17 protein-coding genes are annotated in these 15096 nt (G+C 70.6%); 6 read left to right on the top strand and 11 right to left on the bottom strand.

The window, feature by feature from the left end; all coding sequences use genetic code 11:
- Positions 1-81 precede the first annotated feature (81 nt).
- Positions 82-870 (bottom strand): lipoate--protein ligase family protein, encoded by a 789-nt coding sequence (locus IE168_RS01970; protein ID WP_189494652.1) that lies wholly within the window; start codon positions 868-870, stop codon positions 82-84.
- Entirely contained in the window at positions 867-1199 is a 333-nt protein-coding gene (lplB, locus tag IE168_RS01965; RefSeq protein WP_189494648.1) for a lipoate-protein ligase small subunit, read from the bottom strand. The genes IE168_RS01970 and lplB overlap by 4 nt, the downstream gene beginning before the upstream one ends.
- Positions 1200-1270: 71 nt before the next feature.
- Here lplB and IE168_RS01960 point away from each other — a divergent pair, with 71 nt between their 5' ends.
- A complete protein-coding gene (locus tag IE168_RS01960; protein WP_189494646.1) occupies positions 1271-1993 on the top strand; it encodes an rRNA pseudouridine synthase in 723 nt (240 codons plus the stop codon).
- 8 nt (positions 1994-2001) lie between these two features.
- Positions 2002-2610, top strand: a complete 609-nt coding sequence (gene trmY, locus IE168_RS01955; protein WP_189494644.1) for a tRNA (pseudouridine(54)-N(1))-methyltransferase TrmY — start codon at positions 2002-2004, stop codon at positions 2608-2610.
- A 42-nt stretch (positions 2611-2652) separates the two neighbouring features.
- Here trmY and IE168_RS01950 read toward each other — a convergent pair whose 3' ends face one another.
- The 8 genes from IE168_RS01950 to IE168_RS01915 all read right to left on the bottom strand — a co-directional run bounded on the left by IE168_RS01950 (position 2653) and on the right by IE168_RS01915 (position 7949).
- Entirely contained in the window at positions 2653-3123 is a 471-nt protein-coding gene (locus tag IE168_RS01950) for a YehS family protein (RefSeq protein ID WP_189494642.1), read from the bottom strand.
- Between the two features lie 49 nt (positions 3124-3172).
- Positions 3173-3613 (bottom strand): DNA methylase, encoded by a 441-nt coding sequence (locus tag IE168_RS01945; protein WP_189494639.1) that lies wholly within the window; start codon positions 3611-3613, stop codon positions 3173-3175.
- Positions 3614-3686: 73 nt separating this feature from the next.
- Positions 3687-4055, bottom strand: coding sequence for a YajD family HNH nuclease (locus IE168_RS01940; RefSeq protein WP_189494637.1), 369 nt, complete (start codon positions 4053-4055; stop codon positions 3687-3689).
- 19 nt (positions 4056-4074) lie between these two features.
- Entirely contained in the window at positions 4075-4434 is a 360-nt protein-coding gene (locus IE168_RS01935; RefSeq protein WP_189494635.1) for a hypothetical protein, read from the bottom strand.
- A gap of 21 nt (positions 4435-4455) precedes the next feature.
- A complete protein-coding gene (locus IE168_RS01930; RefSeq protein WP_189494632.1) occupies positions 4456-5286 on the bottom strand; it encodes a hypothetical protein in 831 nt (276 codons plus the stop codon).
- A 141-nt stretch (positions 5287-5427) separates the two neighbouring features.
- Positions 5428-6381, bottom strand: a complete 954-nt coding sequence (locus IE168_RS01925; protein WP_189494630.1) for a glutaminase — start codon at positions 6379-6381, stop codon at positions 5428-5430.
- A 31-nt stretch (positions 6382-6412) separates the two neighbouring features.
- Positions 6413-7630 (bottom strand): hypothetical protein, encoded by a 1218-nt coding sequence (locus IE168_RS01920; protein ID WP_189494628.1) that lies wholly within the window; start codon positions 7628-7630, stop codon positions 6413-6415.
- 97 nt (positions 7631-7727) lie between these two features.
- Positions 7728-7949 (bottom strand): hypothetical protein, encoded by a 222-nt coding sequence (locus IE168_RS01915; RefSeq protein ID WP_189494625.1) that lies wholly within the window; start codon positions 7947-7949, stop codon positions 7728-7730.
- Positions 7950-8251: 302 nt separating this feature from the next.
- On the opposite strand from IE168_RS01915, the gene IE168_RS01910 reads away from it, so the two are divergent.
- Positions 8252-9220: a TerC family protein gene (locus IE168_RS01910; RefSeq protein ID WP_189494622.1), complete on the top strand. Its 969-nt coding sequence runs from the start codon at positions 8252-8254 to the stop codon at positions 9218-9220.
- 16 nt (positions 9221-9236) lie between these two features.
- Here IE168_RS01910 and IE168_RS01905 read toward each other — a convergent pair whose 3' ends face one another.
- On the bottom strand, positions 9237-10205 hold the full coding sequence (locus IE168_RS01905) for a DUF4344 domain-containing metallopeptidase (RefSeq protein WP_229823008.1): 969 nt from the start codon (positions 10203-10205) through the stop codon (positions 9237-9239).
- A gap of 301 nt (positions 10206-10506) precedes the next feature.
- On the opposite strand from IE168_RS01905, the gene IE168_RS01900 reads away from it, so the two are divergent.
- From IE168_RS01900 to IE168_RS01890, 3 genes are all read left to right on the top strand, one after another.
- Positions 10507-10917 (top strand): RcnB family protein, encoded by a 411-nt coding sequence (locus IE168_RS01900; protein ID WP_189494617.1) that lies wholly within the window; start codon positions 10507-10509, stop codon positions 10915-10917.
- Positions 10918-11101: 184 nt separating this feature from the next.
- On the top strand, positions 11102-12952 hold the full coding sequence (locus tag IE168_RS01895; protein WP_189494614.1) for a glycerophosphodiester phosphodiesterase family protein: 1851 nt from the start codon (positions 11102-11104) through the stop codon (positions 12950-12952).
- A 329-nt stretch (positions 12953-13281) separates the two neighbouring features.
- Positions 13282-15090 carry a hypothetical protein gene (locus IE168_RS01890; protein ID WP_189494611.1) on the top strand — a complete coding sequence of 603 codons (1809 nt, stop codon included), beginning with the start codon at positions 13282-13284 and terminating at the stop codon, positions 15088-15090.
- Positions 15091-15096: the final 6 nt, after the last annotated feature.

Genomic DNA, 15096 nt, shown 5'->3' with positions numbered 1-15096 from the left:
TCGTCATGCCCATATGCGGCCGCCGCCGTGAACTCCCGGTTAGCGGCCGTCGCCAGCCTGCCCGCACGGCACGCGCGCGCATTACGGCAGCAGCGCGGTCCACCCGGGCGTGGAGAAGCGTTCGCGCGCCAGCGCCTGCGCGCGCCCCAGCTCGTCCGCGTGCAGGCGCCCATGCACCAGCCCGCCGTGACGGCGCCGGAACGTCTCGACCATGCGCTCGATCACCTCCGCGCGTGGCAGCCCGGTCTGGCTGCGCAGCGGATCGACGCGCTTCGCGGCGCTGGTGGTGCCCTTGTCGGACAGCTTCTCGCGGCCGATGCGCAGCACGTCCAGCATCTTCGCCGCATCGATGTCGTAGGCCATGGTGACGTGGTGCAGCACCGCGCCGCGACGCCGGGTCTGCGCGGCGCCGGCGATCTTGCCGGCCGGCGAGGCGATGTCGTTGAGCGGCTGGTACCAGGCCTCGATGCCCAGGCCGGCCAGCGCCTCGATCACCCACGCGTCCATGTGGGCATAGGCCTCTTCGAAGGACATGCCCGCCACCAGCGATTCCGGGGCCACGATCGAATAGGTGATGGTGTTGCCCGGCTCGATGAACATCGCGCCGCCGCCGCTGATCCGGCGCACCACTTCGATGCCGTGGCGCGCCGCGGCCGCGGCGTCGACCTCGTTGCGCAGCGACTGGAAGCGGCCCATCACCACCGCCGGGCCGGCCCATTCCCACACCCGCAGCGTCGGCGGCCGCAGGCCCGCGGCCACGTCGTCGAGCATCACGTCGTCCAGCGCCATGTGCAGCGCGGGCGCCTGCGGCCCGGCATGCACCAGCTGCCAGGCGTGGTCGCGCCAGTCGCTGCGCACGGGAGTGTTCATGCACCGCCCTCGCCGTCCGCGACGTCGCCGGGCGCGGCCAGCGCGCGACGCACCGCGACCGCGACGCCTTCGGGCGTGATGCCGTACAGCTGCGCGTCCGGATCCAGCGCCGCGGCGACCGCGGCCGCCAGCGCGGCCTCGCCGGCATCGACCGGCTGGCCGACGAGGGCCGCATTGATCGAATCCAGCGCGGAGGCAGGTTCGAGGAAGAAGTCCCCGCTGACCTGCACGGCCGCGATCCGGCCGCCGGCCACCGCCAGGTCGACCACCACCAGCTTGCCGCCGGGAATCTTGTACTCGCCGTGCGCGGCGTCGCGGGAGATGTCCATGCGCGCAGTCTATCCAAAGCCCGCACCCCGCCGGCGGATACACTGCCCGTCCCTCCCGACACCGCTGGCCCATGACCGATCCGGTACGACTGGCGAAACGCCTCATCGCCCTCACCGGCTGCTCGCGCACCGAGGCCGAGCAGTACATCAAGGGTGGCTGGGTCTCGGTCGACGGACGAGTGGTCGAGAACCCGGCGCACCCGGTCACCGGCGAAACCATCGTGCTGGATCCGGCCGCCCGTCAGCAGGCGATCGAGCCCGCCACCATCCTGCTGCACAAGCCCGCGGGCCATGACGCGATCAGCGGGCCGCGCCCGGCGCTCGACCTGGTGGATCGCGACAGCCGCTGGGACGACGACCCCTCGGGCGTGCGCCTGCTGCAGCGCCACTTCCAGCGCCTGACGCCGCTGATGCCGCTCGACGCCGAAGCCAGCGGCCTGATCGTGCTGACCCAGGACGGCCGGGTGTGGCGGCGGCTGACCGAGGACCGCGACGACATCGAACAGGAATTCGTGGTCGAGGTCGCCGGCGAGATCGCGCCCTACGGGCTGGCCCGGCTGCAGCACGGCCTGTCCTACGGCGGCCGCGCCCTGCCCCCCTGCAAGGTCAGCTGGCAGAACGAGGTGCGCCTGCGCTTCGCGATCAAGGGCGTGCAGGGCGGCCAGCTGCGCCACATGTGCGCGCAGGTGGGCCTGGACGTGGTGGCGATCCGGCGCCTGCGCATCGGCAAGGTGGCGCTGGCCAAGATGCCGGCCGGCCAGTGGCGCTACCTGCCCGTCGGCGAACGCTTCTGAGGCCCGCCGTGCGTACCTTCGTCCTCCGCGCGCGCGCCGCCCCGACCGACAGCCAGGCGCTGCTGGCCTCCGTCGGCGAGGCCGCGCACACCGAGATCCTCGCGCACACGCTGATGAACGCCATCTTCGTGGCGCAGTCGCACCGCGCGGACGTGGTGGTCTACCTGGTGCTGGAAAGCACCCGCGACTACTCGCGGACGATCCGTTTCGAGTCCAACGCGATGCGCGACATCGGCGGCTTCGACGAGCGCAGGCTGCTCGCCCGCGTCGCGCACGCGCTGGACGCCTCCCGCGGCATGGGCAAGGAGGAGACGCGCGCGGTGGAGGCCGGCGTCACCGTGCAGACCCTGAGCTTCGAGCGCCTGGTGCAGCAGCTGTCGGCGGACCACCAGCTGTTCCTGATGGACCGCAAGGGCGCGCCGATCCACGCGCAGGCCTTCGGCGCCAATCCCTGCTTCCTGCTGACCGACCACATCCCGATGCCGAAGAAGGCGATCCCGGGCCTCGAGCGCATGGGCGCGAAGAAGATCAGCCTCGGCCCGACCATGCTGTTCGCGTCCCAGTGCGTGGTCCTGATCCACCACGCCCTCGACCAGCCGGGCCAGGCCGCCCTGTAGGAGCGGCTAAAGCCGCGACCGCCGCGCGCGCACGGCCTCCCCTCAGCCGCCGCGAACCCGCAACGTCAGCCCCTTCAGGAAGTTGCGCAGCAGCTGGTCGCCGCAGGCCCGGTAGTTCTTGTGCCCCGGCTGCCGGAACAGCGCCGACAGCTCGGGCTTCGACACCGGGAAGCCGGCGTCCGCGAACACCTGGTGCATGTCCACGTCCCTGAGTTCGAACGCCACGCGCAGCTTCTTCAGCACCACGTTGTTGCTGATGCGCTTCTCCACCGGCCTCGGCGCCACGCTGTCGTCGCGGCCGCGCAGGTGCACGATCAGCCCGTCCAGCACGTGCGCCAGCACGGCGTCGCTGCAGGGCTGGTAGCCGGGCTCGTCCTCCTTCAGCAGGAAGGCGCGCACCTCCTCCTTCTCCAGCGCGAAGGACGGGTCGGCCAGGCGGGCGAGCTCGACCACGTGCTGGTCGCCCAGGTCGAGCATGTAGCGGATGCTGCGCAGGACGTCGTTGTTGATCATGGAACCGGCACGCGGCGGGGAGGAGTGCAGTCTACCGCCGCCCGTCCGGTCACGCCGGGCCGAACACCGCCGGACCGGCCTCGCGCATGAAGATGGCCAGCGTCACCGGGCCCACGCCCCGGAACTCCAGCAGGCGGCGTTCGAATTCCTCCCGGGTGCCCGCCACCTCGGCGATGCCCAGGATGCGCCCCTCGTAGTCATCGAGCAGGGTCCGGCACAGCCGCTGCAGCCGGGTGGCGGTGGACTCGTCGTAGCGCCGATAGCCGCCCTCGCCGAGGATCCGCACCAGCTGGGCATGGGTGCATTCGCAGAGCCTGGCCGGCGTGTCGCGCCCGTGGACCTCGACCAGGACCCGCCACGTTCCGGCGGCGATCTCCTGCGAGATCCGGTTGCCGAACAGGAAGCTGGCGAGGAACCACTTGAACAGGGACGGTTCGTCCCGGGGCAGGACGTCGAAACCGAGGTCGCGGGGAAGCAGCTGGCGGCGCATGCACGATCTCCTGGGCGACGGCATCCAAGCACGCCCGCGGTGCACTCCGGGTGTTCACGGCGCCGCGGGCGCCTCACGCCCCCCGCTTGAGCAGCGATCCCAGGCCCGCGAACGGCGTCGACGTGGCCGCGGCCGGCGCGTCCTCCGCGTCCAGCGCGCTGACGCCGGTGTGGTCCAGCTGGCGCGAGTGCTCGTTGTCGTGGCAGTACAGGCACAGCAGCTCCCAGTTGCTGCCGTCGGCCGGATTGTCGTCGTGGTTGTGGTTGCGGTGGTGCACGGTCAGCTTGTGCAGGTTGGCGCGGGTGAACTCGCGCGCGCAGCGGCCGCAGATCCACGGGTACATCTTCAGCGCCCGCTCGCGATAGCCGTGGCCGCGCCGTTCGGCGGCGCGCCGGGCCTCGGCGACGATGCGGTCCAGGCGGGCGTTGTCGGGCGTGGGCATGGAAGGAGGCCGCAACGGCCTATTCGCGGAACAGCGGCTGCAGGCTTGCCGATGACAGCGGCACGAACACGTGGCTGCGCGTGCCGTAGCGCAGGGTGACTTCGTACTGCGAAGGATCCTGCCAGAGCGCATCGTCGATCGCGGCCCTGGCTCCGGTGTCGCGGCGATGCACCGATACCTGCAGCGCCGGCGCGCCAGCCTCCTCGTTGCGGCGCAGGAAGGCCGCCACCGCGTCGCCCTGCTCTTGTGCATCCGTCGCGCCGCGCACGCGCTCCCATGCACCGTCGAACTCACTGTCCGTGGCCATGCCACCTCCGGTCACCTGGCTGCCGCAGGCTACCAGCAGCGCCAGGGCGCAGACCACTGCGATGGGCTTCATGCGATGCGTCCAGGGGGGGGATCAGCTGTTGTTCTCCACCCAATCCTCCACCAGGTCAAGGTGGCGCTCTCGCACCTCCATGCCGGAATTCATGATGCTGTCGGTGTCGGACTCGTGGGCGTGGCCGGGATGGTATTCGTCCGGCAGGCCGATCATGTGGCCGAACTCGTGGGCCGTGCCGACCTGCGACATGCTGGCGCCCTTGGGCACGGCGCGGTTGTCTTCGCTGTCCAGGTGGGAGACGTTGCCCGGACCCACCGAGCTGCGGTGGAAGTCGCCCTCCGGGATCCGCAGCACGTTGATGTTGTAGTTCTCGCTCGGATCCATGAAGTCGCGGACGCGCCCCATGAAGCCGCTTTCCTGCTCGCTCACCTCGAGCTGGATGTCCAGCGTGACCTCGCGGCCGTCGTCGGTGGTGAACGAGTGGCCGTCCCACGCGCTCTCGACCTCGCGCACGTAGTCCTCCATGAACGCCTGCTTCTCCTCCGGCGTCCAGTCCAGGCCGTTGGCGCCGTCCTCGAAGTTGAACTCGATCTTCATGTGCAGCTCGAGCGTGTAGGTGCCGTCCGCCTCGCGGTAGAGCCGCAGCTCGTACGCGTCGCGATGGCCGCCGACGTCCACGCTGTCCTCGGTGGCCACCAGTTCGCGCCCGCCGGCCTTGTCGGGCTTGCCGGCCGCGTCCACTGCCTTGCCGGCCGCAGCGTCGGCGCGCTGGATCGCGTCGAACATGCGCCCGACGCCGTCGGCAACCGGGGCACGCTGCAGCGACGTCGACGCCACGTCGTCGCGCCAGCTGGCGGCCGCATCAAGCGCGGCGTTGGACATGCGTGCAGCGGTGTCGATGAAGGTCATGATGGCCGTCCGCGTCGGGGGAATGATCCGACGCTAGGCGGCGCGTCCCGCCCGATCAATCCGGGGATGACCCGAGGGGCGCCCATTCAGGAGACGGCGTGCGCCGGGGCGTGCCGCTCCCTTCATCCCGCCAGCGGTTCCTCAGAACACCGACAGGCCCGTCATCCGCGTGAAGCGGTGCAGCGCGTAGCGGCCGAGCAGCGAATTGCCCTTTTCGTCCAGCCCGGGGGACCAGACGCACAGGCCCATCACCCGCGGCACCACGGCGACGATGCCGCCGCCCACACCGCTCTTCGCGGGCAGGCCGACGTGATAGGCGAAGTCACCGGCCGCGTCGTAGGTGCCGGCGATCATCATCACCGAGTTGATGCGGGTGGCACCCTCCGCGGTCGTCACCGCCTCGCCCGTGGCCCGGCAGCGGCCGCCATCGGCCAGGTACTGCACGCTGCGCGCCAGGTCCACGCAGTCCATGCGCAGCGCGCACTGCTGGTAGTAGAAGTCCAGCACGTCCTGGACATCGTTGTGCAGGTTGTCGTAGCTGCGGATGAAGTTGGCCATCGCCACGTTGCGGTAGCCGCTCTCGCGCTCGGACTTCGCCACCACGTCGTCGGTGCCGACCTCAGGATTGCCGGAGCGCGCCCGCATGAAGTCCAGCAACATGCGTTCGGCATCGTCGTAGTTCGACAGCACCACGTCCGCCGTCACCAGCGCGCCGGCGTTCATGAACGGATTGCGCGGGATGCCCTTCTCCAGCTCGAGCTGGATCAGCGAGTTGTACGGATCGCCCGAAGGCTCGCGATCAACGCGCGTCCACAGCGCGTCGCCCGCCGCCTCCAGCGCCAGGGTCAGCGTGTACACCTTGGAGATGCTCTGGATCGAGAAGCGCTCGCGCGCATCGCCAACCTCGTGCACCCTGCCGTCGAGCATCGCCAGGGCCATGCCGAAGCGGTCCTTCGGCACCTCGGCCAGCTTCGGGATGTAGTCGGCGACTTCGCCTTCTCCGAAGCGCCGCCGCACCTCCTCGTTGATGGTGCCGAGGATGTCGTCGAGATCGAGGCGGCCGAGGTCGTCGGGGTTCGGGGCAAGCTTGCGCATGGCGGAGATTGTGCCGCACCCGGCCCCGGAATCAGGAGCCCCGGCCGTCGTCGACGGCCTGCAGCGCGGCGCGGCGGACGCCTTCGAGATCCGCCACACGCTCGATGTAGTGCGCGTAGCTGGCGCCGGCCGCCACTTGGTCATAAAGCTCGCCCACGGTGTTGTATGCCCGCAGGCGGGGCGTCGCCTCCTGCGGGCGGGCCATGGCCTCGAGCGCGCGACCGAGTTCCGCATGCGGGAGCTCCGAGACCTCGCCCGCATGCACCATGCGCGCGGCGGACAGGTTGAGCGTGGCCTGCGGCTGGTACAGCGGACGCTGCAGCTGGTGATCAAGCCGCCACCACGGCGCCGCGGCCTCCACCTCATGCTCCAGCGCGAGCCGCATGCCGGCGCGCATGTAGTGCCACTCCCCGGCCAGCGCGCGCGCCAGCGAGCGTTCGTCCACCGACAGCGGCCGTCGCCACGACGGCGGCACGGCCGCATCGACGCCGGCGGCGGGCAGCGCGCGCAGCGCCACACTGCCGATCTCGAAGTTCCGCGTCACCGCGGCCGCGGCGACCATCTTGGAGAGCAACAGGTCCGACGACGCCAGCACCTGGCGCCAGAACGCGAGGTCCTGCTCCAGCAGCCCGCGCACCGCCATGGCATCGCCGGCCAGTGCCTGCCGGCGCGCGTCGAGCAGGTGCAGCTTCTGCGCATCCAAGGCGTGCTGCAGGCCCGCCATCGGCGCGGCCGGATCGGACGGGATGGCTTCGTGCCAGGCGCCGGTGGCCAGCATCCCGCGGTAGCGCTCCAGCAGCCACCGCTCCGAGTCCAGCCACTGCGCCAGCGCATCCGGGTGGGCCTGCAGCGCGTCGAGGCAGGCCTGTGCCTTGGTGCAGGCGTCCACCAGCGCGGTGACGTCCGCGCCGCGTGCCGCCCGGTAATCGACGTCCCGCCCCGGCCACGCGTGTGCGCCACCGTCCGCCATCGGCGCGACGTAGTTCTCTATGTACGAAGCACGCGCGCGGCCGACCGCGACCACATCCGCATCCGGCGCCGCCGCCAGGCCCAGCGCGTGGATGTAGCCGTTGTCCGCATCGACCAGCGGCGCACGGTCGCGCACCCGTGCTTCCAGCCGCAGCGCATCCGCCGATGGCGCCTCGTCGCTGCGGTTGACCACCACCAGCACAAGCCAGGCCAGCGCCACGCAGCCCACCAGCGCCGCGATCGCCCATGCCAGCCCGTGCATCATGCGTCCTGCGTTCATCGTGTCCTCCCGGAGGTGTCGCGGCCCGGCCTTCGCAGCCCGGCCTTCCATCATCCCCGGACGCATCCTGGTGGCGAACCGTGACACGCCACCGCCATCACCCGTGCCCACCCGGCGGCCGCCCAGGGTCTGCGGGCGCAGACGGCTGCTCCCCAGCGCCATCGAAGAAGAAGTGACAGAGCGTCACCGTTTCGCCTTCGTCGAGGCCCGGGTAATGGACCGCCAGCTCGCGGAACAGGCCCGGCAGCGTGCGGCGCGCCGGATCGTGTTCGAAGCGCAGGTCGGCCTCGTCCTGGTGCGGGTGGTCGTCTGGGGACATGGCCGCGAGTCTAGCGCGCACCGGCGAGACGCCCCGCGCCGCACGCAAACCGTACAACCGGCCGCGCCAGACCTTCCCCCGGTTGACCGGCCCCGCCGCCACCCGCACACTCCTCGCCCGAAGGGGAGTAGCTCCCGACGTGCAGGCCGTCAGTTCGAGCAGCGATGCTCCGGTCCCACGGCAGCCCACCGGGCTGTGAGCAAGACCTTCGCCGCGATGGCGAAGGTGCGTCCCCGGATCTCCGAGCAAGGGTTCCGTGCCGCCTGCGTCCGCGGCCGCCCCTCCCCTTGCACGGAATCACGATGGAAAGGATAGGCAACGTCTGGTTGTGGGCCGGCTTCTCCGGCCTGGTATTGGTTGCGCTGATGGTCGACCTGGTGCTGATGCGCCACGGCGGCGCGCACAAGGTCACGTTCAAGGAAGCGGCATGGTGGAGCCTGGGCTGGGTGGCCCTGGCGCTGGCCTTCAATGCCGCGCTCTGGTGGTACCTGGGCCAGACCGCCGGCCCGGACGAAGCCCGGCGCGTGGGCCTGGAGTTCCTGACCGGCTACCTGGTCGAGAAGGCGCTCGCGGTCGACAACATCTTCGTCTTCCTGATGCTGATGACCTACTTCGCGGTGCCCGAGGTGCAGCGCCAGCGCGTGCTGGTGATCGGCATCCTGCTGGCCATCGTGCTGCGCGCGGTACTGATCTTCGCCGGCGCCGCGCTGCTGGCGCAGTTCCACTGGATGCTCTACGTGTTCGGCGCGTTCCTGCTGCTGACCGGCGTGAAGATGTGGTTCGCCGCCGGCCAGGAGCCCGACCTCGAAAAGAATCCGGTGCTGCGCTGGCTCACCGCGCACGTCCCCTTCGTGCGCCGCTACCACGGCGGCGCCCTGTGGCTGGGCAGTGGCTGCCGGCGCAAGTTCACCCCGCTGTTCATCGTGCTGGTGATGATCGGCATCACCGACGTGATCTTCGCGGTGGACTCGATCCCCGCGATCTTCGCCATCACCACAGACCCCTTCATCGTGCTGACCTCGAACGTGTTCGCGGTGCTGGGCCTGCGCGCGATGTTCTTCCTGCTGGCGGGCATGGCCGAACGCTTCCACCTGCTGCCCTACGGGCTGGCGGTGGTGCTGGTGTTCATCGGCACGAAGATGCTGCTGATCGACATGTACAAGATCCCGGTGCTGTGGTCGCTGGCGGCGGTCGCGGTGATCCTGGCCAGCACCGTCGCGCTGAGCCTGGCGCGCCCGGTGAAGCCGCATCCGGCCGGCCCGGGGTGCTAGCAGGCTCCGGGGGCGCTCACCCCTGAAGCTCGAGGTAGCGCGCCGCTTCCTGCTCGTATGGTTCCAGGCCCGGTGCCAGATGTGGCAGCAGCAGGCGCAGCCAAGCCCGGGTGGCCATCCGCGTCTCGCGCGCGCAGCCGCGGGCACGCGACGGCGTCAGGTCACCGGCGTCCACCATGCTGGTAAACGCCGCCGGGTCGGTGCCGTAGATCAGGCACTGCAGGTTGAAGTAGCGCTGCTCGCCCAGCGCATGCTCGTCAGCGTAGGCGTCGAGGTTGTAGGCGCCGGTGCTGCGCGACAGCAGCCAGTCCGCCGCCATGCGCAGGCTGCCGATCACCTGGTCGGAAGTTTCGTCCAGGCCGGCGAAGCGCAGCATCAGGATCGCCGCCAGCTGGTCCACGGCGTCCTCCTGGCGGCCGGTCACCGGCAGGTCGAGCAGGTGCACCAGCGCGTGGCCGGTTTCGTGCAGCACGATGAAGCGGATGTTGGCGCGGACGTAAGCGAACGCGTATCCGTCATCCAGGCCGCCCTGCTGCTGTTGCGCCCGGCCGCGCTCGTACAGCGTGCGCAGGGTTTCGTAGCACAGCACCACCTCGGCCTCGGCCGGGCGGTAGAAGGAGCCGAACTCGCCGCACTCGGCGGTGACGTAGCGCAGGCGTCGCGGCAGCACGAACATCCCGTCCAGGGCCTGCAGTTCCGGCAGGCGACGCAGCAGGTCGGCGTCGCGCACGCGGTCGTGGATCTGCTGCAGGGCGGACGAGGCCGGCGGCGCGTAGGCGTAGTCGAACGTCGCGACCGCGGGTTCCGGCGCGGCGCCGGGCGGGCGTTGCTTCGCACGGACCACCGTCCGCGGCCAGGCCACCCCGGGCCGAAGCGTCGCAGGCCGGTGCTGCAGCGGCGCGCGCGAGGCCGGATCGTCGGGCGACGCGCCAGGCACGCCCGCGCAGCCGGTGGCCACCAGCACCGCCGCCAGCAAGGCGATCATTCCCATCCGTCCGACCAGGGCAACTCCTCCGCGATCCACGACCAGTATGCCGGACCAGCGCCATGCGCAAAGGCCGTGGGCCTGCCTACGGAACAACGGCGCGATCGCCTGGACCACGCCATCGTGGGCGCTCGCGCTGGCCTACGACGCGTGCGCGGCGGCAAGCCCACCGCCGTCACGGCGGCCTGAATGTCCCTGACCGCGACCTGCATGCGGATCGGGATCCGCCTCCGCGTCCGCCGTGCATTCACCCGGCGTCCGACAGGATGGGGTCCAGATCCGGATTGATGAGGTCTCCGCCATGAAACACCTCCTGCTCGCCGCCGCGCTCGCCACCGTTGCCGTCTCCGCCAACGGGGCGGCCGAAGCGCGGGACAACCATCGCCATGGCCACCACGCCAGCAAGGCCGAACGCGACTACTGGAAGCATCGCGAGAAGGCCGAACGCCGTGCCCACAAGGAGTACGAAAAGGCGGAGCGCGACTACAGGAAGGCCGTCCGCGAGGAAGAAAAGGCGTATCGCCGATGGGCCCGCGGCCAGTACATCCCGGTCGAGTACCGCCAGCCTCGCTACTACGTGCACGATTACCGCAGGCACGGCTGGGACGCACCGCCGGCCGGCTACACCTACGTGCGCCCTGATCCCGGGGACGACACGTACTACATGATCGAACTCGCATCCGGCCTCGTGGCCCGCATCCTCGGCGACTGACGGGCGTCAGTCCGGCCAGGAGAAGTGGCAGAGCGCCCCCACCTCATCCTGGCTGAAGCCCGGATAGTGGATCGAGCCGCGCGAACAGGCCCGCGGGGGTACGGCAGTCGGGGTGGTGTTCGAAACGCAGCGCCGCCTCGTCGAGGTACCGTCGCTTGGCAACACCGCGTGCAACACTTGGCGCATGCCGGCCCGCCCACCTGCGTCCGCCTCCGCGACCGATGACCGCGCGCTTTTGCGCGGCATCCTGGCGCACGACATCCGCCGCGACCTGCGCCGCCACCTGCGCCCGATGCTGGCCTGGTATCTGCTGTTCACCGCCTTCGCGACGGTGGCGGCGGCGCCGCTGACCACCTGGTCGCTGGCGGCGCTGCTGCACTGGATCGAACGGCCCTTCGCCGGCGACCTCGATGGCGTGCGCGACAACCTGCTCGCGCTCACCTGGCTGATGCTGGCCGGCGCGCTGTCCTGGTACGTGGTCATGCTGCAGCAGGCCGGCATGCTGCTGGTCTCCGCCAGCCACGGCTGCCGCTACCGCACGGCCGCGGCGGCCCTGCTGGGCATGCTGCGCCGGGCCGTTCCGCTGGCGGCGCTGGCCGCGCTGCAGGTCACCGCGCACGCCGTGCTGGCGATGCCGTGGCTCGCGATCGGCGCCGCGCTCTACTGGCTGTTGCTGCGCGGCTACGACCCCTACTTCGTGCTGGTGGCCCGGCCCGCGGCACTCTGGTGGTTCCTGGGCGGCTTCCTGCCGGTGCTCGCGATCGGTCTCTTGCTGCACGCCACGCTGTACTTCCGCTGGCTGCTCGCCACGCCGGCGCTGGTGCTGGAGGGGCACTCGCCCCTCGGCGCGCTGCGCCGCAGCCGCACGCTGACCCGCGGCCGGCACCTGCGCATCTCCACGCTGGTGGCCGGCGTCGCGCTCACCGTCGCGGCCCTGCCGCTGGCCGTGACCTGGCTGTACCAGCAGGCCGCGACGCCGCTGCTGGACTGGCTTCCCCAACACCGTCTGCTGCTGAGCCTCGGGATGGTGGCCTATCTCACGCTCAACGCGGCGACGCTGCTGGGCGCGCTGCTGCTGGGCACCACCGCGAACAAGCTGCTGGTGCGCGCCCTGTTCCACCGCCTCGGCGGCGCGCGGGGGGCGCGGGCCGTGGACGCCACGCCGCACCATCCGGGGCGCTTCGTCTGGGGTGCGGAGGCCGCGTTCCTGGCGCTCGCGCTGGTGCAGGCCAGCATCGCGGTCGGCAGCATGAACCTGCGCCGCGAGGTGACGGTGACCGCACACCGCGGCGCCGCGTTGATGGCACCGGAGAACACCCTCGCGGCGTTCCAGGCGGCGATCGACGCCGGTGCGGATGCGATCGAATTCGACGTCCGGCTGAGCGCCGACGGGGCCGTCGTCGTGTTCCACGACAGCGATTTCCGCCGGGTCGCCAACGACCCGCGCCCGGTGGTGGAGACGGCGCTGGCCGACATGCACGATATCGACATCGGCAGCTGGTTCGATCCGCGCTTTTCTGGCGAGCGCATCAAGACGCTGGCCGAAGCCCTCGCCTTCATCGACCGACGCGCGGCTGCGCTGGTCGAGCTCAAGCCCGACGTGGACAACGCCGATGCCCTCCTCGCCGCAACGCTTCGCGAGATCCGGCGCAGCGGCTACCAGGACGCCGTCGTGCTGGCCTCGCTGTCCCCCGGACTCGTTCGCGCCGCGCGCGCCGCTGCCCCCGGGGCACGACTGGCCCTGTTCGCGAACGCCGCCCTGCCCGGCACCGCACGTCGCACCGACTTCGACATGCTCGGCCTCAACCACCTGCAGGTGGATGCCGGCGCCGTCGCCGATGCGCGCCGCCGCGGCTATCGGCTGCAGGCCTGGACGGTCAACGATCCGGTGCGCATGGCGCGCTACATGGACCTGGGCGTGGACGACATCAGCACCGACGTGCCGGAACTCGCGGTGCGGCTGCGCGACGAACGCGCCGCGTTGACCGATGTCGAGCTGCTGCTGGTGCGCCTGCACAGCTGGTTCCGGCAGTGAAGACATCGATTCGAAGCCGCGCTGCGGTGGGGCCGGGACCAGGCCCGAGGTCCGGCGTTGGCGCGGCGCGGTGTATCATTCGGCCGCGGCGCAGGGCGCGCCGGATCAGGGGATGACCAATGAGGCGTGCAATCGTCTGGGGAGCGGTGGCCGGCGCCACGCTCATGGCTTCGGCATGGATGGTAGGAACCTCAACGCCGCGCCCACCGGACCCGGCACCGTCTGCGGTTGCGTCTGCGGCGGACAGCCGCCTGCGACTGCCTTCCAGGCCCGGCGCCCTCCGCATCGAAGGCGAAGTCATCGGCGTCGCCCCCGGTGAGACGGGCACGTTGACGCTGCGCGTGGGCGGTGCCGTGCAGCAACAGGTGGGGACCACGGCCGGCGCCTTCACCATCGTGTTGCCGGAAGGCCCCGGTTCGGCCATGGTCTCGCTCGAGTACACGCAGGCTGGAGTGCACTTCACTTCGCTGCTCGGGTCACGAGCGCGCCTGCTCCGCATCGCCGGCACCGACAACAGGCTGACGCTCGAGGATTGCGAGTGCACCCGTGTGTCTGCCTTCAGCACCGGCCTGCAGCACATGGCCACCACGCTGCTGGGGCATGCACCCCGCAGTGACATGGAACTGCGCAACGTCGTTCGCCGGATGGGCAGCGACCTCACCTCCGCCACCGTGGCACTGGCGCGCCTGGCGGATTCGCCGGACCTCTTGCCCCCCGGCCATGACACGGGACTCGCCCTGCTGCAGGACCCGTCCGCGTTCTGGACTTACCTCGAGCAGACGCACCACGCGCTGCTGCTGGAGGACCCCGCGGCCGCCCTGGCACCGATTCCGGCCGCGGACATCACCGATGCAGATGTCCCGGCACGCATCGCCTTCCTCGGACCCATGCTCGATGTCCGCAGCCCACTGGCTGTTTATGCGAGCGTACTGGAGCGGGAAGGCGACGCATTCACCCTGCATGGCGGGTTTTCGGACCTAGGCAATACGTACACCGGAGCGGTCCAGGACGGTCGCCTGGTGCTGACGCCTTCGGTCGAGATCGCCTATACCAACCTCGCCCAGGTCTGGTGCCCATCGACCCTCGAGATGACCGGCGAGCGATGGAAGCTGCTGCGCCAGGAGATGCGCAGGCGCTGGACGGGCGACCGGCTCCAGATCTGGGAAACGACGACCGAAAGCGAAATCAGCTATCCGGAGTGCCCGGAACTTCCGGGCAGCATTCAGAGGACCACCGGGATCTCCGCCGCGGCCGACCTGGCCGACACCGGCTTGCTGACCAGCGCTCGCCGTTTCCAGGGGCGCACCGCGCTGCCGGTCTTCTGCGATACCTCCGACCAGCACAACGGCAGCAGCATCGTCGGCTGCAGCTACGACGTGCACGAATTCGCCAGCGACGGCACCGGGACCATCTTAGACCTGGGCGACAAGGTGGGCAGCGGCCTGGCACCCATCCAGTCCTCCGGACGCAGGCCGTTCTCCTGGGCCATGGGCGACGACGGGGCCATGCACGTGCAGGCCGGCGAAGAACGCGTCCGTTACTGGGTGCTCGACGGTGGCGACGGCGCCGCACTCGGCGTGGTCCACATCGCCGACGCCGATCGCGGGGCCGGCCGCGTCAGCATCGCCGGCTATACCGCGATGATCCGCGCCGGGGTCCCGGACACCTACACGGCCTCCTCCGCGGTGGGCGCATGGGGCTATGGCACGCGCGATTTCAGCAGCAGGTGGTACCTGGTGAGACCGTTCTCGTCGCGCGTGCGCATCGTGAGGGATGCCTCCGGTCAGTCGGTGGAGTGGGTCAACGACGCTCCCGCTCCCGTGGATCCAGAGCGCTGGACCACCGCATGGGGCCGCCTCTACTCCACGAGGTGGTCCGGTGCCGACTGTACCCAGCCTTCGGCGCAATGCTGGCGGAGCTCGGTGCGCTACTTCCGGCCGCTCGCGCGCGTCGGCAACCGCATCCACGGCATCGAGGAGTACTACGTGAAGGCCGGCGGAGAGGGCCCTGGTCATGAAGCGGCACTGGCACAGTCGCGCCCGCAATTTCACGAGGCCCGCCCCCTTCCGACCGCCGGCCACGCTGCGGTGCGCAGCCCGGCAAGCGCAGGAAAGGCGGAATCACGGATGCGTCGCTGAAGCACG

Source organism: Luteimonas padinae, from assembly GCF_014652935.1.
GTDB classification, from domain to species: domain Bacteria; phylum Pseudomonadota; class Gammaproteobacteria; order Xanthomonadales; family Xanthomonadaceae; genus Luteimonas; species Luteimonas padinae.
Note: the sequence above shows the minus strand (reverse complement) of the source record. Positions and strands in the feature narration are given on the sequence as shown.

Excerpts from the sequence above, each read along its gene's own strand:
- IE168_RS01915 (WP_189494625.1), bottom strand. The coding sequence starts at position 7,949 with ATGTCCCCAGACGACCACCCGCACCAGGACGAGGCCGACCTGCGCTTC.
- IE168_RS01945 (WP_189494639.1), bottom strand. The coding sequence starts at position 3,613 with ATGCGCCGCCAGCTGCTTCCCCGCGACCTCGGTTTCGACGTCCTGCCC.
- IE168_RS01930 (WP_189494632.1), bottom strand. The coding sequence starts at position 5,286 with ATGACCTTCATCGACACCGCTGCACGCATGTCCAACGCCGCGCTTGAT.
- IE168_RS01920 (WP_189494628.1), bottom strand. The coding sequence starts at position 7,630 with ATGAACGCAGGACGCATGATGCACGGGCTGGCATGGGCGATCGCGGCG.
- IE168_RS01895 (WP_189494614.1), top strand. The coding sequence starts at position 11,102 with ATGCCGGCCCGCCCACCTGCGTCCGCCTCCGCGACCGATGACCGCGCG.
- IE168_RS01900 (WP_189494617.1), top strand. The coding sequence starts at position 10,507 with ATGAAACACCTCCTGCTCGCCGCCGCGCTCGCCACCGTTGCCGTCTCC.
- IE168_RS01910 (WP_189494622.1), top strand. The coding sequence starts at position 8,252 with ATGGAAAGGATAGGCAACGTCTGGTTGTGGGCCGGCTTCTCCGGCCTG.
- IE168_RS01970 (WP_189494652.1), bottom strand. The coding sequence starts at position 870 with ATGAACACTCCCGTGCGCAGCGACTGGCGCGACCACGCCTGGCAGCTG.
- lplB (WP_189494648.1), bottom strand. The coding sequence starts at position 1,199 with ATGGACATCTCCCGCGACGCCGCGCACGGCGAGTACAAGATTCCCGGC.
- IE168_RS01940 (WP_189494637.1), bottom strand. The coding sequence starts at position 4,055 with ATGCCCACGCCCGACAACGCCCGCCTGGACCGCATCGTCGCCGAGGCC.
- IE168_RS01960 (WP_189494646.1), top strand. The coding sequence starts at position 1,271 with ATGACCGATCCGGTACGACTGGCGAAACGCCTCATCGCCCTCACCGGC.
- IE168_RS01905 (WP_229823008.1), bottom strand. The coding sequence starts at position 10,205 with ATGATCGCCTTGCTGGCGGCGGTGCTGGTGGCCACCGGCTGCGCGGGC.
- IE168_RS01950 (WP_189494642.1), bottom strand. The coding sequence starts at position 3,123 with ATGATCAACAACGACGTCCTGCGCAGCATCCGCTACATGCTCGACCTG.
- IE168_RS01935 (WP_189494635.1), bottom strand. The coding sequence starts at position 4,434 with ATGAAGCCCATCGCAGTGGTCTGCGCCCTGGCGCTGCTGGTAGCCTGC.
- IE168_RS01925 (WP_189494630.1), bottom strand. The coding sequence starts at position 6,381 with ATGCGCAAGCTTGCCCCGAACCCCGACGACCTCGGCCGCCTCGATCTC.